Annotated in this window: 13 protein-coding genes; 10 read left to right on the forward strand and 3 right to left on the reverse strand. The window is 64.2% G+C overall.

Annotated features, from left to right (window positions below; translation table 11 throughout):
* From NN4_RS37045 to NN4_RS37070, 6 genes are all read left to right on the forward strand, one after another.
* A partial coding sequence (locus tag NN4_RS37045; RefSeq protein WP_186818814.1) for a bifunctional DNA primase/polymerase occupies positions 1-693 on the forward strand: 693 nt, incomplete at its 5' end.
* A 485-nt stretch (positions 694-1,178) separates the two neighbouring features.
* Entirely contained in the window at positions 1,179-3,029 is a 1,851-nt protein-coding gene (locus tag NN4_RS37050) for a ParB/RepB/Spo0J family partition protein (RefSeq protein ID WP_186818815.1), read from the forward strand.
* A 106-nt stretch (positions 3,030-3,135) separates the two neighbouring features.
* On the forward strand, positions 3,136-4,359 hold the full coding sequence (locus NN4_RS37055; protein WP_147140935.1) for a hypothetical protein: 1,224 nt from the start codon (positions 3,136-3,138) through the stop codon (positions 4,357-4,359).
* Between the two features lie 401 nt (positions 4,360-4,760).
* Positions 4,761-6,476, forward strand: a complete 1,716-nt coding sequence (locus NN4_RS37060) for a DNA cytosine methyltransferase (RefSeq protein ID WP_147140937.1) — start codon at positions 4,761-4,763, stop codon at positions 6,474-6,476.
* 400 nt (positions 6,477-6,876) lie between these two features.
* Complete coding sequence (ssb, locus tag NN4_RS37065; RefSeq protein ID WP_147140939.1) at positions 6,877-7,371, forward strand: single-stranded DNA-binding protein; 495 nt, start codon at positions 6,877-6,879, stop codon at positions 7,369-7,371.
* A 151-nt stretch (positions 7,372-7,522) separates the two neighbouring features.
* Positions 7,523-7,837, forward strand: a complete 315-nt coding sequence (locus NN4_RS37070) for a hypothetical protein (RefSeq protein ID WP_147140941.1) — start codon at positions 7,523-7,525, stop codon at positions 7,835-7,837.
* A 244-nt stretch (positions 7,838-8,081) separates the two neighbouring features.
* On the opposite strand, the gene NN4_RS37075 is transcribed toward NN4_RS37070, so the two are convergent.
* Positions 8,082-8,792, reverse strand: coding sequence for a hypothetical protein (locus tag NN4_RS37075; protein WP_147140943.1), 711 nt, complete (start codon positions 8,790-8,792; stop codon positions 8,082-8,084).
* A gap of 239 nt (positions 8,793-9,031) precedes the next feature.
* Here NN4_RS37075 and mobF point away from each other — a divergent pair, with 239 nt between their 5' ends.
* The 4 genes from mobF to NN4_RS37095 all read left to right on the forward strand — a co-directional run bounded on the left by mobF (position 9,032) and on the right by NN4_RS37095 (position 19,114).
* The gene (mobF, locus tag NN4_RS37080) at positions 9,032-13,678 is read left to right on the forward strand and encodes a MobF family relaxase (protein ID WP_246181290.1); all 4,647 of its coding nucleotides are present in this window, start codon (positions 9,032-9,034) and stop codon (positions 13,676-13,678) included.
* Between the two features lie 109 nt (positions 13,679-13,787).
* Positions 13,788-14,087 carry a hypothetical protein gene (locus NN4_RS37085; protein ID WP_147140946.1) on the forward strand — a complete coding sequence of 100 codons (300 nt, stop codon included), beginning with the start codon at positions 13,788-13,790 and terminating at the stop codon, positions 14,085-14,087.
* 121 nt (positions 14,088-14,208) lie between these two features.
* A complete protein-coding gene (locus tag NN4_RS37090) occupies positions 14,209-17,928 on the forward strand; it encodes a tetratricopeptide repeat protein (RefSeq protein WP_147140947.1) in 3,720 nt (1,239 codons plus the stop codon).
* 331 nt (positions 17,929-18,259) lie between these two features.
* Positions 18,260-19,114 (forward strand): hypothetical protein, encoded by an 855-nt coding sequence (locus NN4_RS37095; RefSeq protein ID WP_147140949.1) that lies wholly within the window; start codon positions 18,260-18,262, stop codon positions 19,112-19,114.
* 40 nt (positions 19,115-19,154) lie between these two features.
* Here the strand turns inward: NN4_RS37095 and NN4_RS37100 are convergent, their stop codons facing one another.
* Both NN4_RS37100 and NN4_RS37105 read right to left on the reverse strand, forming a co-directional pair.
* Positions 19,155-20,051, reverse strand: a complete 897-nt coding sequence (locus NN4_RS37100; protein ID WP_147140951.1) for a hypothetical protein — start codon at positions 20,049-20,051, stop codon at positions 19,155-19,157.
* Positions 20,048-23,782, reverse strand: a complete 3,735-nt coding sequence (locus tag NN4_RS37105; RefSeq protein WP_147140953.1) for a non-ribosomal peptide synthetase — start codon at positions 23,780-23,782, stop codon at positions 20,048-20,050. The genes NN4_RS37100 and NN4_RS37105 overlap by 4 nt, the downstream gene beginning before the upstream one ends.
* Positions 23,783-23,835 lie beyond the last annotated feature (53 nt).

Below are 23,835 nucleotides of genomic sequence, written 5' to 3' on the forward strand. Positions count from 1 at the left end.
GGTATCGCCTGCGGTCCCAGCCGACTGCTGGTCCTCGACCTCGATGGGGGTACCGACCGCGACCCGCCGCCGCAATGGTCCGGCGCCATCGACGGACGCGACGTGCTGACCCGCCTGGCCGAGACCGCAGGCAGGCCGGTTCCTTCCCAGACTCTGACCGTCCGGACCCCCGCAGGGTGGCATCTCTACTTCCGGCCGCCACCGCGGTCCGATCTCGGCAACAGCACCGCCCGACTGGGATGGCGTGTGGACACCCGTGGCGTCGGCGGCTATGTAGTCGCGCCCGGGTCGCGCTGTTCCGGCGGCGTCTATCGGATCGTTCGCCGCACACCGGTCGCGGCTCTGCCCGACTGGCTCGCCGACGCGCTCACGCTGCCATCGCCACCCCCGCGACATCCCTTGGTATTGCCCGACTATCGCGCCCACGCCTACATCTCGAAGGTTCTCCGTAGCGAGGCGGAGGCGGTCACCTCCGCACCCACCGGCCAACGGCATCTGACACTGCTGCGTGCTGCGGGAGCGCTAGGACGGCTCGTCGGCGGCGGAGAACTCGATGAACACGAAGCGCGCGCGGTCCTACACGATGCCGCCCGCCACCACTTCGGATACGACGGATTCACCGAAGCCGAGGCCGCCCGGACCATCGACGACGGCCTCGCCTACGGAGCGCTCCGCCCACGCCGTCTCAGCTGACTCCCGGTCCATCTCACGAGTCGAGCCAGGCCCACGAGCCGAACCCATCATTTCACTGCTGGAGGACTGGCGTACCGGCTCTTGCGACGCGCCGTCCGGTCTCGACCGGCGGGTTGGTCGCACCAGTCCGCCCACCGGCCTCGCAACATCTGCGCCTACTCCATCGAGGGCCGATATGACATCCGACCAGCCACGCGTGTGCCGCTATTGCGGCGATGACATCTGGCTCGACGAGTACCACAGCTGGCTCGCGGGCCCATTCGCCGCCGCGCAATGCGACTCCCATCTTGTTCGCTGTCTCAACTGCGACCGCGAAAAAGGTCACCTGGCTTGCCTGCGTTGCGCAGGCGACGGCTACGAGACCGGCTTCCACGAACCGTAGGCCCGCCTCTCTGCGCCTGCGCACTACCTCACACGGCTGCAACGCCCGGCCGAATCCCGCGCGTCCATTACCGGCAACCTTTGAAACATCAAGGGAGACAACCATGTCGATAGACATCGCCGCATCCGCATCAGTTTCCGAATCTACCGACGCTCTCGAGCAACTCCTGGTCCAGCCGCCTTCGCTGGACCCCCGCATCCTGGTGGTCGACGACAACGTCCGCAGAACTTTCGACGACACCTTCGAATCTGATCCCGAACTGGTCGAGCTTCTGACCGCAGTTCGCGAAGAGGGCGTCTCGATTCCGATCATCGCCGAACTTACTGCCGACGGCAGTATCAGCGTTATCGATGGCCAATTGCGTGTACTGGCCGCGCGCAAAGCGGGTCTGGATGCCGTACCAGGTTGGGTCCGCCGCGCCCCCGACTTCGACGACAAAACCCGGGCACTGACGCGGATCACCAAGCAGCTCGGCACCTACCGCCGCGTCGCCTTGCCCAAAGGCGACCACGCTGCGGCCGTTGCACTCATGCTGGATCTGGGCATGCCCGTCACCAAAGTGTCCAAAGCGACTCACATGAAGAAGGACGTCGTGAAAACCACTGCCCTGATCGGTAAGTCGCCGACGGCCCGGCGACTGCTCGACGAAGGCTCACTGGACCTCGCCCAGCTCGAAGTCATCGCAGAATTCGAGAATGCCGGCGACACCGACGCCGTAGCACGCTTAGAACAGACCGACGCCCGCGATTTCAACTGGACCGCGCAGCTATTGCACGACGAACGTGACCAGGCTCTCGCCCACCAGACTGAGGCCCTCGGCTACACCGAACAGGGTTATCGCGTCCTGCACGAGGACGACTTCTCGCAGGACGCCGACGGTTACGTTCCAATCGACGACGTTCGCACCCCCGACGGCCTGCAAGTCACACCTGCCGCCACCCGGCAACACCCCGCGTTGTGGGCGGTCTACCTCGAACACCTCGACGACGAGCTCGACATCACCGACGCCGAGACCGGCGTACCGGTCGATCCCGACACCGTGGACTGGGACACCGACACCGACACCGACCGCACCGCCCAGGCCGCCGATGGGCTGCGCCACGCCGACACCATCAAACTGTCACCGTGGCGTCCGTGGTGGTACATCCGGCCCGACGACATGACCGCCGCCGGCGTCGTGCCCGCGCCCATGGATGAGGACATCGAACTCACCGAGCCCGACCCTGTCTCACCACCTCCGACCGGAGACAACGACAATCCGGATATCCACTCCGAGGAGGTCGAAGCCACCGCCCCCGTGGCCTCCGTCAGCGCCGTCGACGATCCTGACGACACCGCCGAGATCGAGGACCCGCACGAAGCCCAGCGCCGCGACGCGGCTCGCATCGAGGCCCAGCTTCTCGCCGCTGACCAGGCCGCCAAGATACAGGCTGCCCGTGCGGAGGCGACGCGCTTGGCAGCCGAGCGCCGTGAAGCCGAGCGGCAGGCAGCCGCGCGAATCGAGAAGCTCTGTGACCAGGCCAAGGCGGTCAACTCCGCCCGGCGCGATTGGCTGATCGAGCACATCGTGCCGCGCAAAACCCTCACCAAGGACGAGGCCCAGTTCGTTGCCGCGTCACTACTGCGTGATCCGGAGCTGCTGAGCCGGTTCGGTGCCGCTGACATGGGGCTGCGGCTGCTGGGATTCGCCAACGCCCAAGACGCCGCCGCGTCGTTGACCGAGACGACCCGAGGCCGGGCCGACGTCTATGTCTACGTCCTTGTTCTCGCAGGCTATGAATGGCTGATCACCAAGGATCTATGGCGGATGCGCGAGGTCGCATCCGGGCGGGAAAACCACAACAACGTGTCGTTCTACCTGCGCTTCCTCGCCACGCGCGGCTACCCGCTGGTCGCCATCGAACTCGCGGGACTCGGCGAGCTCGATCCGGACTCCATCGAGACCGACCTCTAGACACACAGCCGACTGTGATCCTCGCGTTCGCCGGTGTGCCCGACCAAGTGGGCACACCGGCGAACTGCCACTTCTGACCGTTCTCCCCGATTGGAGATGGTTTCGCATGTCCGTGCTCACCGGCGTTCGCAACGCCACACTCGACGACATGGTCGCTCTGCTGCAAACCCAGCAGGCCGCCAAACTCGACGTCGTCGCCCCCGTCACCGCGTTGACCTGCCGTGACGGATTCATCGAACTGACCGGAGCCGACCCCGTCATCGACGAGGCCGGTGTCACCCCGGTCGACGGCCGGTACCTGCCGACTGTCTCCGCCGACGGCGACCTCGCCGAAAAACTCGACATATCCCGCCGCTACCTGCGCCACCTGCGTGACATCGGCCGCGTGGACCTGTTCGACGTGAACATCAACGGCAAAATCCACGGCCGCGTCCCCGGCTCCGACAGCCGCCATGAGCCCGACCAGCGCAAGTTCCTCCTGCGGACCTTCCGCGGTGATCCCGGCGGACCGGGCGTGCTGCGGGCGGTGCTGTCCGACCGCTTCGGCATCTGCGACAACTTCGACGTGTTGACCGCCGTTCTCGACGGCATCAACCAGGCAGGCACCCCCGTCACCATCCGCTCCTGCGACCTGACCGACTCCGCGATGCACGTCAAGGTCTACTCACCCGCCGTCGCCCAACTGGCTCCCGCTCTGCTCGCCAACTACCGCAACCCGTTCGCCACACCACAACTCGCCGACGACCGCACCACCGTCACCACCCCGCCCGGCCGACCCACGCACGACGCCCCACCGCCCAGCGATCCGGATCTGCCGGTCATGTTCGCCGGTTTCCGCTTCTCCAACTCCGAGACCGGCCACGGCGCGGTCGTACTGAAACCCGAACTCTACGTCCGGGTCTGCGGCAACGGACTGACCCTGCCGATGTTGGCGGTTCGCGACGTCCACCTCGGCAGCCGACTCAAGGCCGGCGCGGTTGCCTGGTCCCAGGACACCTACGACAAGCAATTGGCCGTCGTGACGGCCAAAACCCGCGACACGGTCCAGCATTGGCTCTCGCCTGAATTCCTCGCCGAACAGATCGCCCTGCTGGGTGCCACCGCGACGACTCCGGTGACCGAACCGGGCAAGACGATCACTGTCATCGCCAAACAGATGCGTTTCTCCGATGCAGAACGCACCGGAATTCTCAGCCATTTCATCGCCGGTGGCCAGCTCAATGCGGCGGGGATCGCCAATGCAATTACCAGCTTTTCCCAAACACTGGCCGATCCTACCCGGGCTGACACCCTCGACGACCTGGCCGTCGAAGCCATGGCATTGGCGTGACCTGATCCGCCGACGGATGAACAGGTTCCCGAGGCTGTGAACCGAGAACTGAGGCCCAACAGTTCCCGAACAACCGCAGTCACCCGCCGTCGCGCTAAACCCCTGTGCCCGGGGCTGCCGATTCACTCTGTCGGTTCTGATTGCCTTCCATGACAACTCTCCTCAATCGCTGACGCTTCTTGTACTCGTCTGAGTTGTTGCGATCGAACCTGTTTCGCGCCACAGCCACCGAATCTTCCGTGTTGTTGGTCGCACCTCGGCATCTACGCTGATCGCGGTCGAGCTCATCACTCAAATGATCTCGGCATCAACAATTTTCGGTCCACCAGCAGCTTTCCGATGCCTACGCGGCGCGGGTCGCCCTCCGTCGTCATTGTCTTCCGAAAGGATCTGTGATCCCCATGCTCGAATTGATGGATTGGTTCTGTGGCGCCGGTGGCTCCAGTCAAGGCGCGCACGCTGTTCCCGGAGTTCAGGTCACTCGCGCCGCAAATCATTGGGAGCTGGCAATCGAGTCGCATTCCAGAAATTTTCCAGCTACCGATCATTATCTCGGTGATATCCGCACCGCACCAGTGCATCGCTGGCCGGTCGCCGACCTCCTGTGGGCGTCCCCGGAGTGCCCGCAATGGTCCTCCGCGCGCGGAGCGCGCCGCGACTTCCACAACAGCCTGCAAACCGATCTGCTCGAGCTGCCTCGCGACGAGGAGGCCGAACGCTCCCGCGCCCTGATGGAAGAGGTCCCCCAGTACCTACGCGGTGTCATCGACCGCGGCGGCAGGGTCCGCGGCGGAGTAGTGGAAAACGTTGTCGAGGTCAGAGGGTGGGATCAGTGGAGTCGCTGGATCGGGGAAATCCGCGCATTGGGCTACAAGACCCGGCTGATCGCGATGAACTCCATGCACGCCCAGCCCGCACGCACCCCGGTCGCCCCACAGTCGCGCGACCGGCTCTATCTGGCCTACTGGGACGTCGCGTTGCAGCGAGAACCGGACTGGGACAAGTGGTTGCGGCCGTTGGCCTATTGCGAGGTTTGCGACGAATCGGTGCAAGCCCTGCAGGTGTTCAAACAGCCCGGCGTCGACATGGGCCGCTACCGGCAGCAGTACACCTACCGGTGCCCGCACGTGACCTGCCGGAACTCCGTGCTCGAGCCGCCCGCGTCTCCGGCGGCGACTGCGATCGACTGGAGCTTGGAAGGTACCCGCATCGGTGATCGGGATCGACCGCTGGCCGAGAAGACGATGGAGCGCATCCGCGTCGGACTCAAGCGCTACGCCACTGTCGCGCCGATGATGGTCCCCGCAGGCGGGACCTGGCGCGACGCGGCGATCCCGGTCACCGCGCCGATGAGCGCCCGCACCACCCGCGAAAACGACGGCATCGCCATTCCGGCCCCGTTCCTCGCGTTGTTGCGGTCCGATAGGGCGCGCACCGTCGGATTGCACGAGCCGATGGCCACCGTTGTCGCGGACGGATCCAATCACGGCCTCGTGGTGCCGCCCCTGGTCGTGCCGATGGAGGGCCGCGACGGCAAAGAAGCCGTGCCCGCCACGATGCCGATGCGCACCCAGACCACCCGCGCCGAAACCGCCGTGTGCTTCCTGCCGTTCGTCACCGAACTACGCGGCGGATCCTCTGATGCCCGGTCTGTGTACGAGGCTCTGGCCACTGTCACCGCCTCCGGGAATCACCACGGTCTGGTTACTCCCGCGGCGACCACGCCGGATGGGCTGTGGGAGTCGATGTTGTTGCCGTACTTCGGCAAGAGCGTCCCGCGTCCGGTGGCCGAGCCCATGGGCGCGCTGACCACCCGCGACACCTACGCGCTCGTGGACGTCCTCAGCGAGGAATACATCAACGACGTTCGGTTCAGAATGCTCGAGCCCCACGAAATTTCACGGGCGATGGCGTTCGGCACCGACTACGTCGTGGTCGGCAACAAGCGCCAGCGCGTGCGCCAGCTTGGCAACGCGGTTACCCCGCCTGTCGCGGAGGTCATCATTTCCGCGCTGGTCGAGGCCATCACCGGCGAAGAGATCGACCGCTGGCCCACCAGCCTGACTCCTCGCCAGCCCACTGCGGCACCAACCCGCTCCCAGTCGCTGGCAGCGTAGACCAGCTTGCAGGACGACCAGCTCATCGCACGGCACCGGAGTCCTTCACCATCGGCACCCGTCGCCCCGAACCAGACTCGCCATTCATCGGCGCTTCTGAGGAGATAACCAGCGTTCGACCTGGCTGGAAACCTTGCGGCATGGTCGGTGCTTTGGAAGGTGCGCGGCTAGGCGGGATCGGTACCGGGGGCTGTCGATCTACCCCAAGGGGATCAGGCCGTGGCAAGGGCGTCAAGCCTGCGGAAAAAGCGCCCCAGGCTTGACGCCCTTGCCGCAGCCCGATGGCGGAGCCATAGATCGACAGCCCCCGAGCACCGATCCAGCTCTTCTCACTTTCGAGCTGGCGGGGCCGGGTGGGTCGATCGTCCTTATCAACTCACTTCACCCGAGGAGACTCACCATGTTCGGAGCAATTACTCCCACCATCATCGGCAACCTGACCGCAAACCCAGAACTTTTCTTCAGCAGCAAGGGCGAAGCCGGCGTTCATTTCACTGTCGCGTGCAACGACCGCTACTACGACAAGGACGCCGAACGGTACAAGGACCTGCCCGCGGTATTCATGCGCTGCACCGCGTGGGGTGCGCTGGCCGAGCACATTGCCGACAGCCTCAGCCGCGGGATGACCGTCATCGGCTTCGGACGGTTGAAGCAGTCCAGCTACACCGTAAAGGACACGGGCGAGAAGCGCACCGTCATGGAGATGACCATCGATGTTCTCGGACCCTCGTTGCAGTACGCGACGGCGGAGGTCACCAAGGCGTCTCGTGCCACCACCGTGGTCGACGAGCCGATCGAGGACCCGTGGGGCGCGGCCCCCGATCAGACCCCGGTCTCGGTCGGTGCGGGCGAGCAGTCCACCCCCGAGAGCGAGGATGACAACCCACCGTTCTAACCCCCATCTCCCATCGCCTGTCCCGGTCCCGTATCGCGGGACCGGGACAGGCGTCTTTGTTCCATTCCTTCGTCCTGAAAGGCAAGACGATGACGTCGACCGGTCACCCCGCTGCCCGACTCAGTCGGGTGCACTAACGGATGCGTACGTCATGTCCGAGCCACTCCCTCGAGTTGACCTCGAGGCCGAGAATTCTCGGCTACGCGCTCTGGTCGCGGAACTCTCGGACCGCTGTCGCGCTCTCGAAATAGTCGTCCACGATCTAACCGTCACCGTGGACGATTGTCTCGACCGCGAGTCCGAACAGCTCAACGACGTGCGCCACGAACGACTTGCCACCACCGGCATGTCGCGCGTCGCACCCCACCCCGGCAGCTCCTACGACTGGAGCCTGCCGAATACACAACCCTCCTCCCGCAACGCCAGCGGCGACATAGCCACCTCCGGCGAACAGCACCGCGTCTGACCGCGGCCAATCGCCGCGCCCAGCGCGGATTCCGACGGCCGTGTCGGCACTTGACTCTCCCGCCTACCCCCCGTAGCTGCGTGGGTGACCCGTCGACACGGTCCCCGGAGTCCACGCCGCGCCATCGCGACGCTGGCGATCCCTCACATTCCCGTCGGCCCCGACCGCGCACGAGAAAGGCTCAGCCGTGGCATTGATCTGGTTGGCTGCCATCGCCGTTGCAGGGTTCCTGATCTTCTGGTCCCTATTTCCCACCCTCGCCCGGGTCGCTGGAATTCTGCTGATGTTCGACTCCGTCCTCACGTTGATCCTGTTTCCCGACCGGGCGCCCGCCGCGCATGTCGGCTGGCTGCTGGCTGGGATCGGGCTGTGGCTGGCTGGGCACTTCGTCTTCGCCGTCAAGTACGGCGCGTGGCGCTCGCGCCTCGCCGCGCGGATCGTCCGCGCTTCGGTCCTGCAGCGGTTGCTTCCCTCCGAGCTCCGATAGTCCCGCCGCGTCTCCCCTCGCGGGGACCGGCGGTTTCCGGTCGTCATCGCGCGCCGGGCTTGGACGCGCTCGCCTCGACTTGCCGCTCGACGCTGCGTTTCCGGTGCTGCCAAGCAGCTTGCGCAGTTCGCCGACCGGCATCTCGGCCCAGATGCCGAGGTCGGTGTCGCTGACGCCCCGTTGTTTCATCCGCTGCAGCGCGTCGCTCTGCTCCGGTAAGGCGGCGGCCACGACCTTCTCGTACGTCTCTTTGGCTTTCGCCACGGCTGCCTCGCATCGAATCATCGCGGAGGCGATGGCCGCGTCGCGGCGCTGGGCTGCCTGCGTCTGGACGTCGCGGTGGCGGCGGAACAGATACAGGTCATCGCCGTTGGCCTTGGCGATCTCGAGCTGGTGCCGCACCGCCTGCGCGGCGATGCGGCGCGCGATCGTCCGTCCTGACGTCGAACGCTTGCGTTGGCTGTCCATGTCGTCCTCCGCTTCCCGGTGTTCTCCGCCCGCCGATCGCCCCGGTTTCGGGTCCGGCCGGACGCGGCCGTTCTCTCATTCTGTTTCTTCAGAATTTCAATGTAGCTCTGCCACCGCCCCCTTCTGAACACCATTCTCGCTTGCGCCATTACAGCCCATTACATCCCATATGGGCTTTCTTTTTAACCGCGTCACACCCCTTGCATCGCGATGCGACTTGGGGGACTTTCGAATAGGTGATGACACTTCACCGGCTGCATTCCGGTGACGGCTACGAGTATTTGACCCAGCAGGTCGCTACGGGCGACCGCGTTCGGGATCGCACCCGTGACCTCACCGATTACTACACCGCGCACGGCTGCCCACCGGGCCAATGGTTCGGGCGCGGAGCCGCCGCGCTCGGTTTATCGGGCGAGGTGACCGAACAGCAGATGCAATTATTGTTCGGCGAGGGAATGCACCCGGACGCGAACCGTATCATCACCGAAGCCTTGGCCGACGGAAAGACCATTGCCGAGGCGATCGCCACCGCGAGTTTGGGTGCCAATTTCTATCAATTCTCCTCCAAAACGCCGATATCGGAATTGCTCGATCGGATGGTGGTCGCGTTCACCGAGAAGAACCAGCGGCGACCGACCTACGACGAACGGATGATGCTGCGCACCGAGGCCACCCGCACACACCTGACAGCTGAACTCGGCACCGAGCCGTCCACCGAGGCCATCGAGGACGCACTCGCCCAGGAGCAAGGAGAGTCGCGTAAGGCCGTCGCTGGCTTCGACTGCGTATTCACTCCGCAGAAATCGATCGCGATCCTGTGGGGCTTGGCCGACGACGAGGTGCGCCGCGTCATCTGGGAATGCCACGAGGAAGCGATGCGCGAAATCCTGGAGTGGGCCGAACAGCGGTACGCGGTCACCCGCCGCGGCCACAACGGGGTTCGGCAGATCGACGCGAACGGGTTGACTGTCGCGTTGTTCCGTCACTACGACTCGCGCACGGGTGACCCGCTACCGCACACGCACGCCACGATATCGGCGAAAGTCGAAGGCAGCGACGGCAAATGGTCCTCGCTCGACGCTCGCCCGCTCTACGGCGGCGCGGTGGCGTTGTCGTGTCGCTACAACGCGATGATCGTCGGCAAGCTGCGTCGCCGTCTCGGGTTGCGGTTCGAGGAACGCTCCCGAGGTCGCGGCAAGCAACCGGTGCTCGAGATCGTCGGCATCTCCGATGCGATGATCGAGTTCTTCTCGAGGCGCCGCACAGCGATCATCGCCCGCACCGAACAACTCCTCGCCGCGTACCGGCGAGCACACGGCCACAATCCCGACAAGCGCGCCCAAGCCAAATTGGCACAACAGGCGACGCTGGAAACCCGGGACGCCAAAGCCGAACCACACAGCCTGCGCGACATGCTGGCAGGCTGGGATCGCCGAGTCCGCGCTTTCCTCGGCGACGGCCGCGACGCACAACGGTTCGTCACCGATCTCCTCGAACAACACCGGCTCGACGACCATCCGGCCGCGTTCGACGCCCGCCGAGTCGCCGTCGCCGCGGGCGTGGCCGTCGGCGGCGCAGCCGAAGTTCTGCGATCCGACGACACACACCTGAGCGCCGCGATCGAGCACGCCGTGGACGAATGCATCGGCCTGCACCCCGGCGACCGCACCCCGGCCATCGCGCAGGTTCGGGGACTGCTGCTGTCAGGCGACGATGACGAGTTGCTCGCCGACATCGACGAGGCATTCACCGCCACCCAGCGCACCGCATACGACCCGAAACGAATCGCCGAAGAAGTCGCTGCCACGGTCGCGCGACGCCGCGCGACCTGGACCGAAGCCAACATCTATTCCGCAGCCGACGAACGAGTCGGTCTGTGCGATTTCGACAGCGACACCGCGCAACGCGCCGCCGTCGAGGAAATCGTGCAAGCCGTCCGGGACGGACACAGCATCCAATTGACCATCGACCCGGACCCGGTGCCCGCGGCCATCGCGCGCCGCAACGGGGAAAGCGAATTCACCGTCACCGGCGCGATCCGCTACACCAGCGAAGAAGTCCTCGCCGCCGAGCACCGCCTGCTTGACGCAGCCAACACCGCCACCGAGCACTACCTGCCCCACGCCGCGGTCGCCGCGGCCATCGCCGAAGTCGAGCGGTCCCAACCTCGGCAGCGTCGCCGCCGTCTCAACGCCGCGCAGCAGGCGATCGCGCATCACCTCTGCACCTCAGGGATGGCGTTGACCGCCGCCATCGGCCCCGCCGGCAGCGGCAAGACCACCGCGATGACGGTCGTCTCCCGCGCCTGGCAGGCCAGCGGACGGTCGGTGCTGGCGCTGGGTCCGTCGAAGAACGCGGCCCGCGAACTCGGCGACAGCATCGGCGTGCGCGGCTCCACCGTCGCCCGGGTCCTGACCCTGGCCAAGTACGGGCTGCCCACGGGAATCACCCCGGGCGCGATGCTGCTCGTGGACGAAACCGCGATGGCGGCCACCCACGACCTGGACCAGCTGCAACGGCTCGCCCGCCAGCACGGCGCGGTCGTGCGATGGGTCGGCGACCCGCACCAGCTGTCGGCCGTCGAGTCCGGTGGCGCACTGCGTCTGCTCGCCGCCGACACCCGCGCGCCGACGCTGATGACGATCGTCCGATTCAAGACCGCCGCCGAGGCCGCGGCCACACTGGCGGTCCGTGCCGGCGACGCGGAGGCGGCATGGAACTTCTACAGCGGTGCCGGACGGGTCACCTCCGGGATGGTCGACGAGCTGCGTGAGCGCATCCTGGCCGATCACCTCGCCGACATCGCCGCCGGGAAATCCTCGTTGATGCTCGCAGCCACCCTCGATGACGTCGCCACCCTGAACCTCGCCGCCCAAGCAGCACACACCGTGTCCGGACGTGTCGACACAACGCGCGGCTCGGTCAGGTTGTCCGACAGCGCTGACGGTCATGTCGGCGACGTCGTGGTGACTCGTCTCAACGACAACCGGTTGCGGGTCACCGGCGGCAAACGCGGCGGCACCGGCATCGACAACGGCGACCTGTGGCGCATCCGGAAAGTGCACACCGACGGGTCGATCACCGTTCTCGGTGTCGATCACCGCGGCAGTGTGCGTCTACCGGCGGACTATGTAGCCGCCAACGTCGAGCTCGGCTACGCGTCCACCGTGCATCGCAGCCAAGGCAGCACCGTCGACCGATGTCGCCTGTTGATCAACGCCACCCTCGGCCGTGCCCTGGCCTACGTCGGGCTCACCCGCGGCGCGGAATCCAACCACATCTACCAGGCCCTCGACGCCCTCGACCCGACCTGCGAGCAGCAGCCCGAAGACCCGATCACCGAACAACAAATGTTCGCAAAAGTCCTCGCCCGCGAGGACGACAATCTCACCGCCACCGAAACCATGCGACTCGAACAAGCCCGCATCGACGACCCGGCGCGGCTGCGCGGCATCTACACCCACATCACCGGGCTACTCACTGACGCCCGCGGCCGTCGCCTGCTCGACCGGGCGCTGCCCGTCGTGCTCTATCGCGACGCCGAGACCTCCGACCGATTCCAAACGCTGCTCGACACGATCGCGCTGGCCGATCAGCATCGACTCGACAGCCGTGCCCTCGTCGCCGACATCACCACCAACAACGGCGAGGACCTCGGCGACAGCCTGGCCACCGCCCGCGATGTGGCAGCAGTGCTGTGTGCTCGCGCCGACGACTGGATCGCACAGCATCTCACCCCCGCGACAGCAGCTGTGTCTACCTCGACCGACACCTTGACCGCGGACGCATCCAGCGACGCGACGCTGTATGCCGCCGCTGCGGCCGTCAATCGCCGCGAAGTTCTCGCGCAATCGGGTCGGTTCAGTGCCCTGCGTGACGCTCCCGTCACCGGCTGTCCACCCGTACCCAGCCGTCATCCCGGCGTCGACACCGAACTTGCCGATCTTGCCGACGAACTCCGGAGCCGCCTCACCGGCGCCCACGGACCCGCTGCGCCGCTAGACGCCCCCGATCCCGAGTCCGGTCGAGACGACGTCACACGGCAGATGCGCATCCAACGCCTCAACCGGCTGCGTCACGACCATGAGCACTACATCAAGCAGCTGTCCGACGAGCGCGGACGGTACCTGCTGTACCGGGCGCTGCCGGTCGTGGTGTACGCCGAAGCCGCCCGCTCCCAGCATTTCGCCGCCCTGCTCGACGCGATCGCCCGCGCCGACGCCACCGGCCTGAACAGCAACGCACTGATAGGTTCGATCACGACCGACGACTTCACTGACTTCGGCACCGGGCTGCTGGAGACCCGAGATCCCGGCGACCTGCTGGCCGGCCGCGCTCAACGATGGATCGCCCGCGAAACAGCAACCCAACGCACAGCCGCAGCTATCGCGGCCGGCACGGTGAACCTAGAAACATTGGCGCTCACCGACGACACATCCGCCATCGAACTCATCTCAACGGCAGACGCGGTAAACCGACTCACAGAGCACGCCGCACTCACCTCGGCTGGGACGCCACCCCCAACGCCGAGCCCTCCGCCCCCTCCGTTCCCCGGCATCGATCAACGTCTCGTGGATTTCGCCGCCGAGCTTCGACGGCGTATCGCGCGCGAGGAACGCGCGCTCCTCGACAGCGACCGCACTGCCGTTGATCCTCAAAGCGAAACACCTGTCGTCGGTCAGCCGGTAGAGGATCCTCGACATCCCGGCATCCACATGCCCTCTCCAACGCCCCACAGCTTCTCGACCCTGCCGCCGCATCGCGACGACGCGTCAATTGACGCGGAATCGCCGTCGGATGACGCCGCACCGGATCCCCGGCGGCGTAGGAAACTCCTACGGCGACAGCGATCGTTGCCAGTTCGACATCGCCGCCGATCGTTGTAGCTCTTCGTCGTGACGTGGCGATCTACCATCGCCTCTTGATGCCGATCGGTCTGCGGCGGACAATTTCGGTAGCCACAAGCTCGCTCAACACCGAGAAGGGGCATCAATCATGGGGCAGACGGGGCTGAGCGTCATCATTGCACTGGCACTTCTCCTAGCCTGGGCGCTGTATCCCGGTCTCGCGCGATTCCTCGCCATACTGCTCGTGATCGACTCCATCGCCTCTGTCTTCCTGTTTCCGTACAAGGCGCCGTTGGCCCATCTCGGCTGGCTTATCTTCGGCATCGCGCTGTGGCTTGCCAGCCATCGACGATTGGCCATCCGCCACCGCTCGTGGCGCTCCACCCTGGCCAAACGCGCCTTTCAACTACCGGGTCTGCGACATCTCCAGCCTCGCGCCCTGCCGTGACCGATTCCTGATCACCTCCACAAGCTTTCAGGCTTACCCTCCACTATTCGTCGCTGGAGGCGGACCTCGGGTGGCCCTCCGATGACGCTGACTTGTCGGTGCAACTCGGTATCCTCGCGGCGTGGCTGAAATGGGGGAGCAGGGTCCGATTAGGCGGTTGCCGGTGGACAAGAAGAATGCCGGGCCGCTGACCGAAGCCTGGATCAGGTACGAGAAGCAAGCTGCTGCCTTGGGGCTGATTCGTGAACTGCTGCAACAGACCGATATCCAAGCGATCGCTCTGCAACACTCCTCAGACGCTATCCTGCTGTACCGCGACCGGCGGCCGAAGCTTGTCTCAATCAAGCATCGCGAGCCTGACCAGAAGAACGACGACAGCGGCTGGAGCCGCCCGAAACTGAAGGAAATGCTCGGTGTTTTGTACCGCCAGTGGCTGGAGGCCGAGCAGGCGTGCCAGCTGGCTTTCTGGTCAAACGCCGGATTCGTCCGCGATGCACGCGACAATCACGCGCGTCTGATCGACGGGGCGACACCGTCGGCAGGTTTTCTGCATTGGCTGACTGCGACCGTCGGGGTCGCTCCAGAGCACTTGGACGCATTCGCGCGTGATCTGGAACTGCTCGCCGAGCCGCTGCCTCGCAGATTCGAGATCGATGCTGTCGGCGCGACGGCGGTGGCCGAGTTCCTGCGGCGTCATGGACGCGATTTCGCTCCGTTGTTTGCCCGAGAATGTTTCAACCTGTTGTGTGACCGCATTATCGAACTCAGCGCCCCGTCTCCCGCACCACCGTCGACCGATACTCGCAGAGACCTGGTGGATCGGCTGTACCCGCGCCTGGATGCCGGCGATGCGGCCCGGCTCGCGTTGAGGACACTCCCGGTGACCGAGGCCGAGGCGATCATGCTGAGAGAACACGACCGCCGGTTGGCGACCAGAGTGCCCGATCCTGGATTCAGGTGGGAAGCCGACGATCGGTTCGTCGGTCGCGTCGCTGTGCTATCGCAGTTGACCGACTTACTCGAACCAGGGGGCGTCACCGCCGTACCCCCGGTTTGCATATCCGGCATGACGGGCTGCGGAAAATCCAGCGTAGCAACACAATTTGCCGCACTCCACACTGATGCCCTGCGCCCGGTATTCATCAGCGCCAGTAGTCGCGCCGACGTAATCGCCGGACTGCAACAACTGGGTCAAACCGATGCCGGATCCCGCATCGGCGATATCGCCGATGCCCGGACAGCGGTGACACCCGCCATGCCCGCGACGACGAGCTTGCTACTGATTCTCGACGGAGTGACCGACGCCGACGCCCTGCGTGGACTGATCCCTCGCCGGTCACTGTGCCGGGTGCTGATCACCACGACGGTGGCCAACCTCGACAGCGGATACCGCGAAGTGCGGCTCCACGCATGGGAGCCAGACGAAAGCCGCGCGTTTCTCGCCGATCATCTACCGCACGAGACTGCCGAAAACCGTGACCGCTTGCGGGCAGACCTGTACGACAATCCTTTAGCGCTCAATCAAGCCGTTGACCACTGTCACGTCCTTCGCCGCTCCGTCACCAGCTACCTCACCCGGCTACGAGAGGCTCCCGCGCACACATTGGCGCTGGGGAAGGCCACAGGGCATCCTGCATCGATCATCGAATCCATCAGGATGAATATCGAAGCCGTCGAAAGTACCTCGCCGGAAGCGCTGACCCTGCTGACCGTCCTAGCGTTCATGGGGCCCGCACCACTGCACGAGTCGGTGTTCGACACGGCGAGCCCGACTACCTCCGTCCACCCACCCACTGCCGCAGTCGACACCAATGCCACACGCCGATGGCGGTCGCGCTTTCGACGCAAGCCGCCGCGTAGCCACTCGCAGACAATCCCACAAGCAACCGAACTTGCCGTCGAGATACGCAACAGACTGCACGACAAGAACTTCCGTGACCGAGCCACCGAGAACCTAGCGCGTATATCTCTACTCACAACGACCGCGGACCATCTCTCGGTCCATCCCCTAATAGCACTGGCAATACTCGACCGAGTCACCGACGCGGCGCCCTGGCTGGAAGCAGGAATCAGCGTATTTCTGCCAACATCTGCAGCAGGCTCAATCACCGACCCAATACCCAATCTCGACGAGAACCTCAGCGCCGCAACCCATATCACAGTCTCGGCTCTCGACCACGGCTACACAGGCCCGGGTCCGATCACGATGGCAGCACTCCTGTGTCACCGTCTCTCGCTGGTTGGCGCGAACGACTCCAGCGCCGAACACGGATGGACAGCCACCGAACTAGGTGAGTTCGCCATCAGCAATGCCATCAATCACGCGAATGTCACCACAGCCCCGATTTGGAAGCTGGCAGCCGCTCGCATGCAACTTCCTCTCGCGCAAGCACACTCCCTTGCCGGCCGGGTCGACGAGGCCCTCGCCGCAATCGACTCAAGCCTGATGTGGGCGCATGACCTGCGCAACCCACTATTGACTGCCGAGGCTGTGACGGCCGCAGAGCCCATCGTCACTATGCACGGCCGTCGCGATTTCGCAGAGCTGTTGCTGTCCCGGATCGAAGAACTGTCCGATATGGACTTCAACGTCCATTTCGCGGTGCAGATATCGACAACCCAGGCGCGCATCTTGCGGATGCTCAACCGCACCCAGGACGCCGCTGCTCTCTGCGATCGGACCCTCGATCTCATCTTTAGCAACCCCGAACAGCTGTCACCACAGGTGCTAGTTAATGCGTACAGTGCCGCCGCAATCATTGCCCGTGATCTGGGCACGACCTTGTCATCCTTCAAATTTGCGATGGCCATTGTCGACCTACAAAACCGACCCGACGTAGCGTCGCACTTCCCGCCGAGGGCGCGGATCGACCATCTACACCTCGCGGGCGACGCGGCCATCTCCACCGGAAGGTTCGAACAAGCACGTGAACTGATAGCCGAGGCTCGTGAGACAGCTGCTGAACACGGATTCGACAACACCTCAATCGTGTTCGCCGATACTCTCGCCATCGAAGGACGCCTCGCCCACATCACGGGTGATCTCGACCATGCGCGAGCCACCCTCAGACAGGCAATCACGATCCTAAAAGCGATGCCTGCCAGTTTCCGCCCCCGCCTGCCTGCGCCCCTGATGAATCTCGCAATTGTCTTACACGAGCTGGGTGAGTACGCCGAGGCCATGCGCTATGTGAGCGAGGCGCAGGCGATCGACAGCGATATCTACACGTCCGATCACCCCGAAAGCAAACAAGATCAGCTTCTCCTGAATGCCCTCACCAACACCATCGATACGTCGGCCAACTCCGCCGAATCACACTCCCTACTCAGCGTTCTGAATGCCTCCGGCAGGTCGGCCAGCACCCCTGCCGGCAACGGCAAAGTCGCCATCAACATCGTCCAAGTCCAACGCAACATTCACGACGGACTGCGCGCGATCGGCACCAATCCCCGTCGCGAATGGACCATTTCGGATCTGATCGCCGCCGAGGAGCTGAATTTTCTATTTTACACAATACCTTTCGGTGCCACTATTATCTCCACGACTCTGACATCCGTGCGGGAACTGCTGATAGAACGATTCGGCCCTAAGGGGGCCGCTCTCCGGCTACACGAGAGTTTCGATATCAACACTGTCACTGCCCACCCGACTCACGTCGGCAAAGAAGCTCACGCCATCGCCATCGCTCTAATCAACGCCGCCCTAACCGAGGGTGCGGAAGCTGAGCCGGACCGCTCGCCCCTCGAAGGCCACAACGATCCCGACCTGCTCACCCATACATGGTTCGTCATTGTCGTAGCCTTCGCTTTCATCAACGTCCTACTTCACGGTGGCGAATGACACACGCGCTCCACTCAGAACGACATCACGCGACAAGAACCGGCCTACACCCCGCACCCGCCAGCCGTACTGCCACTTGCCTGGCGGCACTCTCGGGCGAACCACGAAACCACGGGTCACGAACCGCTCTTCCGAGGTAAACCATCGATGAGAAGCCCGCCTCAGCGAGAATGCATATGGGCCGATCGTCCGGCCCCGGCGGACCTCGGTGGAACAGGCTGGTCGGCTGCGGTCGCGTCATTAAACCAGAACCAGTTCGAGTCAGGGGGTACCGGAAATGACCGCTGAGAGCCGACTTGTCGCGCGAATTCCACGACGAGGTCGCGCAAGGGTGCAGTGGTTCGATCAGCTGGTTGAGGCGATACAGCTCGATGCGCAGGCGCAGCGGCGCGATATGCGTATCAGCGGAGTCACATACATCAGCGGCGTACGGCCCGAAGAAATTGTGGATCCCGCGACGGCACAATTGCGCCCCCTGCCAGAGGATCATCCGCCGGTATACGTAGGACGGGACCGTAGTGAGGAGTCGATTAACCAGTATGCCGAGTGGGTCGTCGGTCTTGTCCGGTCGGCATTCGAGACCGAGATGCTCGACGATATCTGGGCCGGACCTGAACCGGTTGTCGTCGATGGTGTCACCTATGCCGGCGGCGTGGATGCTGTCTTCGGGGAGTTCTTCTGCGGCATCGGCTGGCAGGCCGTGTACCACAGGGGTGGCCCGGGGGACCACGCGTACTTCGTGATCGACGGTCAGGCACCTCTGATCGTGGAGGTAGGACTTCCGGATGTGTGGGCACGGATCGAGCAGATCAGTCAACTGGGGCTGTATCGAACTCTGGCGGATAGGCCACGGCTGCATGACGTACTGGTCTTGGGAAGTGAACCGGTGGATCCCGAACGGTCCGTAGCGTGGCCGGAGGACGCGATTCCGGCCGGTGTACTCGCCCAGAGGTTCGAGCCCGACCAGTGCGACGACGTTTCCGACGATCTAGCTCCCCTCGACGCCGGATGGGTGTGCTGCACCAACTGTGGAAATGTCGCGGTTCATCACTGCGAGCAGAGCTTCCACGCGAGGCCCTGCGGCTGCTATGACTCCGGCGCCAACATCGGTGAACCCGACCGTGAGCTCCTCCGCGACGCCTGGAATTCCGCGCTGGACCACGTATTAGACAATACCGAGCCGTAAATCCCGAACGAACGCCCGTGCCAGAAGTCGGGCTCTCGACTCACAGCCGTGCCTTTCGTTGATCTCGTGCACTTACCGTCTGGCGGCGTCGGTTCCTGCGTCGACTGCGTGCCGCGTCGGCGAGGCGAGCACTGATCGCGGCGGTTTCGAGTTCTCCAGCCGCGCTGGCAGCTCCGCGTGCCGTAGCGGCCAGGATCTCCGGATGATCGCACGCGCATATCCGAGCCTTCGCCGCTAACGCATCCAGGCGAGCTTGAAACGCACAGAGGTCTTCCACGATGTCGGCCGGCACGGTCAGCACGGGCAAATGCTCTCCGGCCCGCGCGTCGCCGCAGTAGGGGGCGCCGATAGCAAGGTCGCCGAGCATGTCGGTGACTCGTGCGTAGTGCGGGACGCCGACGCGACCGATTTCGCGGAGTTCGTTGCGGCGCCGGTGGTCTTGCCGGTACTCGACGGTCATCCATTCCCGATCGATCATGCCGACGGTCAGGATTCGGCCGGGTTCAGCGGGATCGGTGAACTCGATGCTGATGCCGCTTGCGAGGGCCTGGTCCAGCGCTTGGGCTGCCTCCGAGGCGGGATCACCGATGGCGGACCTCGTCCAGGCGGTGCGGGTCAGCTGTTGGGCGGGGCGAGCGGCCGTGATGGCCATCCGGATTGTGTCAGCGACCTCAAGGCCGGTGCCGACACCGAACCGACGTACCGGTGCGAATTCTTCTCCGCTGGCAGATCGAGCGTAGACCGCTGCCGCGGCCAGGGCTGTTCCGGACGCCAACGTGTCGTCGCATACACAGTCGTGCAGCCACATCAGCGCCTCGTGCAACGTGTCGAACTCAGCCCTGCTGGGTTGGGGTGTTTCCTGCGGCCGGGCAGGTTCGGCGAGGATTGCGAATGCGGCGAGGTAGGAGATGGCTCGCCGAGGTTGTCTCGTGATCATGACGGGTCCTCGATGGATGAGTCGGGTACGACCGCGTACTGCACCGGCAACGGCGCCCACTGCGGCTGCAACCCCCGAGTCCGAGCTTCGTACGCGGTGCCCAGATCCTGTAGTAGCGGGGCGATCGACGAACCGTCTCCGGCGATGTGGTGGATCAACACCAGCAACACCAGTTCATCGTTATCGCTCCGGAACATGCTGCCGCGCACCGGAATCTCCGACGACAAATCGAATCGATACATCGCCGCCTCAACCACGGCCTGGCGCACATCCGCCGAATCGACATCGATGATCGGCACCGTCACATCGACCTCGCCGATATCGAGTACCCGCTGCACCGCCAAACCGTCGACCTCAGCGAACACCGTCCGCAAACTCTCGTGCCGAGCCACCACATCCGCCAGCGCGCCCGCCATCGCTCCACCATCGAACCCACCCGCGAGCCGCACCGCGAAAGGAATGTTGTAAGTCGCAGACGGACCATCGAACCGGAACAAAAACCACAACCGCTGCTGCGCAAACGACAACGGCACCAACGCCGGACGCTCCTGCACCACCAACGCCGGACGAACACCCGACCCATCACTCAACCGGGCAGCCAACTCCGCCACCGTGGGTGCCTCGAACAACATCCGGATCGGCACCTCAACGCCCAGCACCGACCGAATCCGGCTGATCACCCGCATACCCAACAGCGAATGCCCACCCAAATCGAAGAACGAATCATCGATACCGACATCCTCGACACCGAGGACCTCCCCGAACAACCCCGCCAGCGCCTGTTCACGCTCATTTCGCGGTGCCCGATATTCTCGTCCGGCGAATGCCGGTTCCGGCAGCGCCTTGCGATCGAGTTTGCCGTTGGGCGTCAACGGCAACGCATCGAGCACCATCACCGCCGATGGCACCATGAACTCCGGCAACCGCTCACCCACAAAACGACGAACACCCGCCGCATCCACCCCGTCGACCGCAGCGCCGGCAACCACATAACCGACCAACCGCTTGTCACCAGCCATACCGGCAACCTCACGAGCCATCACCGCGGCTTGGACCACCCCTGGATAAGCCAGCAGGGCCGCCTCGACCTCACCCGGCTCCACCCGGAACCCGCGAACCTTCACTTGCTCGTCGGCACGTCCGATGAACTCCAACACCCCGTCGGCACGCCACCGCGCCACATCCCCCGTTCGATACATCCGCGACCCACCCCCCTCGAACGGATTCGCCACGAACCGCCCGGCGGTCAACTCCGACCGCCCTCGATATCCCCGAGATACCTGCACTCCCGCCACATACAGTTCCCCCGCAACACCCACCGGAACCGGACGCAACCACGAATCCAGTACGAACACCCGAGTATTCGGCAACGGAGAACCGACCACGCTCGAGGGTGACGTATAGTCGGACCAGCCGAGTTCCCGTTGGGTCACATGCACGGTTGTTTCCGTAATACCGTACATATTGATGAGACACGGACTGTCGCTACCGTCCACGTATTCGGCAATGGACTGTGGCGACAACGCTTCGCCGCCGAATATAATATACTCGAGCGCACCGAAATCAACCGAACCGTAACGGTCTACGAGCGTTTGAGCTATCGAGTGGAAGGCCGACGGAGTTTGGTTCAGGACGGTAACTCCGGCAGATTGCACGTGCTGCCACATATCCATGGGCGAGCGGGATAACTCGCTCGAGAAGGCAACCACTTTTCCACCGGTCAGCAATGGGCACCATAGTTCCCAGACCGAGAAATCGAATGCCTGTGAATGTAGCCATGCCCATACCTCACGATCGCCGATACCGAACCACGCCGATACCCCGCCGATGAGATTGGTGAGATTGTGCTGGGTGACGGCGACGCCTTTGGGTCGCCCGGTGGAGCCGGAGGTATAGATCAGATAAGCGAGATTGTCCGGCCGCAGTGACACCCGCAGATCAACGCCCGGATCAACGTCATCCGCGATCTCCGCGGGAAACACATACGCGGCATCGGTCACCGGCAAGACGTCGACGATGTCGCGGTTGGTCAGTACGACCACCGGATCAGCATCGGCGACGACGTAGGCCAGCCGCTCGGAGGGATATCCGGGATCGATCGGCAGATACGCGCCACCGGCCTTCAGCACCCCCAGCAACGCCACCACCAAATCCACCGAACGCGGCAACGCCACCGCCACAACCGATTCCGGCCCGACCCCATACCCGGCCAGCACCCGCGCCAACCGACCCGCCCGCTCATCGATCCGCCGATAACTCCACTCGACATCACCATCGACAACAGCCACTGCATCCGGTGACGCGGCAACCTGTCGCTCGAACAACTCCACCACCGTGGCCGGGGCGACATCGACCGCGTTGTCGTTCCACTTCCGGAGAATCTGCCGACGGTCATCCTCGGCGAGGATGGCTACCTCGCCGACCCCCAGCTGCGGATCCGCGACCACCGCTTCCAGATACCCGATAAGCCAGCCTACGAGCCGATCGATATCGTCCAGCGAATACAGTGAGCTGTCTGCTTCGATCTGGATCTTCGCCGAACGATCTGTCGATCGCTGGTGCATGAACGACACCGCGAGTGGCTCCAACGAGCCGATCGTCAGCACCTCGAACGACACCGCATGGCCGTTCAGCTCCTGCACCGTGTCAGCCGAGATCACATTGACTACCGGACCGACGCCAGATCCTTTCAGCCAATCCCTGCCGCTGGCGCGACGAATACGCGACGACAAAAATCGCCCGTGCTGAGCAGCCGTTTCGATCTCTGTGCTCGCGTGCGCGATGATATCGGATAGACCGGCGGTGTCGTCGATCGAAAAATGAACGGGGATCATATCGGCGAGAGCGCACGGAGTATCCCAGTCACTCGCCCGTCTATTTGCTATGGAAAGCTGAATGCAGAACGCGTCGCTGCCGGTCAGCCTATATACCAGACCGGCCGTCACACCGGCGATGAACTGCGGCACTGTGACGCCCATACCCTGCGCGGCACGCCGAATACCGCGGACCTGAGTTCGCGATATACCGGCGCTTTGACGAATGATTCTTCGCTCGCCGCCTTCCGCGCCGGCCGACGGAAGTTTCACGTCATCGAACCGGCCATTCGGTCGCGATTGCCAGTACCGTTCGTCATCGAGATAATCCGAGGACTCGCGGTAGGTCAGATCCGCATCGACGATTTCGGACAGCCGACGGAACCTGGGCGGATCGATCGGCTGCCCCTCGAGCGTCTGCCCGTACGCCGCGAGCAAAGAGTTGACAAATACCCCGAGGCCGGAGCCGTCGATGATGATGTGATGGAAAACAAAGAAGATCAGTGTCCGTTGTTCCCCGATCTGCAGTATGACCACATCGAAGAGCTGGTCGCCGGACAGATCGAAAATATAGCTTCGCGCCTCGTTCATCCACGCACGTGCCCGTAGCTCGGCGTCGGGGGCTGTTCGAAAATCAATAGCGCCCGGCATTGCCAGCTCCGATGGTTCCCGAAGGACCTGCGCACCCTCCAGACCATCGTTGACGATATTCACCGTCAACGCATCCGCAGCACCGACGACAGCCGAGTACGCTCGATTCATCGCCGCCAGATCGACCTGGCCCGCAATGCCGACGAATCCCGATATGTTCATGGATACGCCGGGATCGAGCGACTGCGCAATCCAGATACCCTGCTGCACACCCGTCAAAGCAAAGGACTCGACGTCGCGACCTACAATACTCATCACACCCACCATCGCTCTGTTAGTAAATACGCACGCCCTCTACCAAGGCCGATAACGCGATTGCC

It is taken from the genome of Nocardia ninae NBRC 108245 (genome assembly GCF_007990755.1).
Taxonomy (GTDB): Bacteria; Actinomycetota; Actinomycetes; order Mycobacteriales; family Mycobacteriaceae; genus Nocardia; species Nocardia ninae.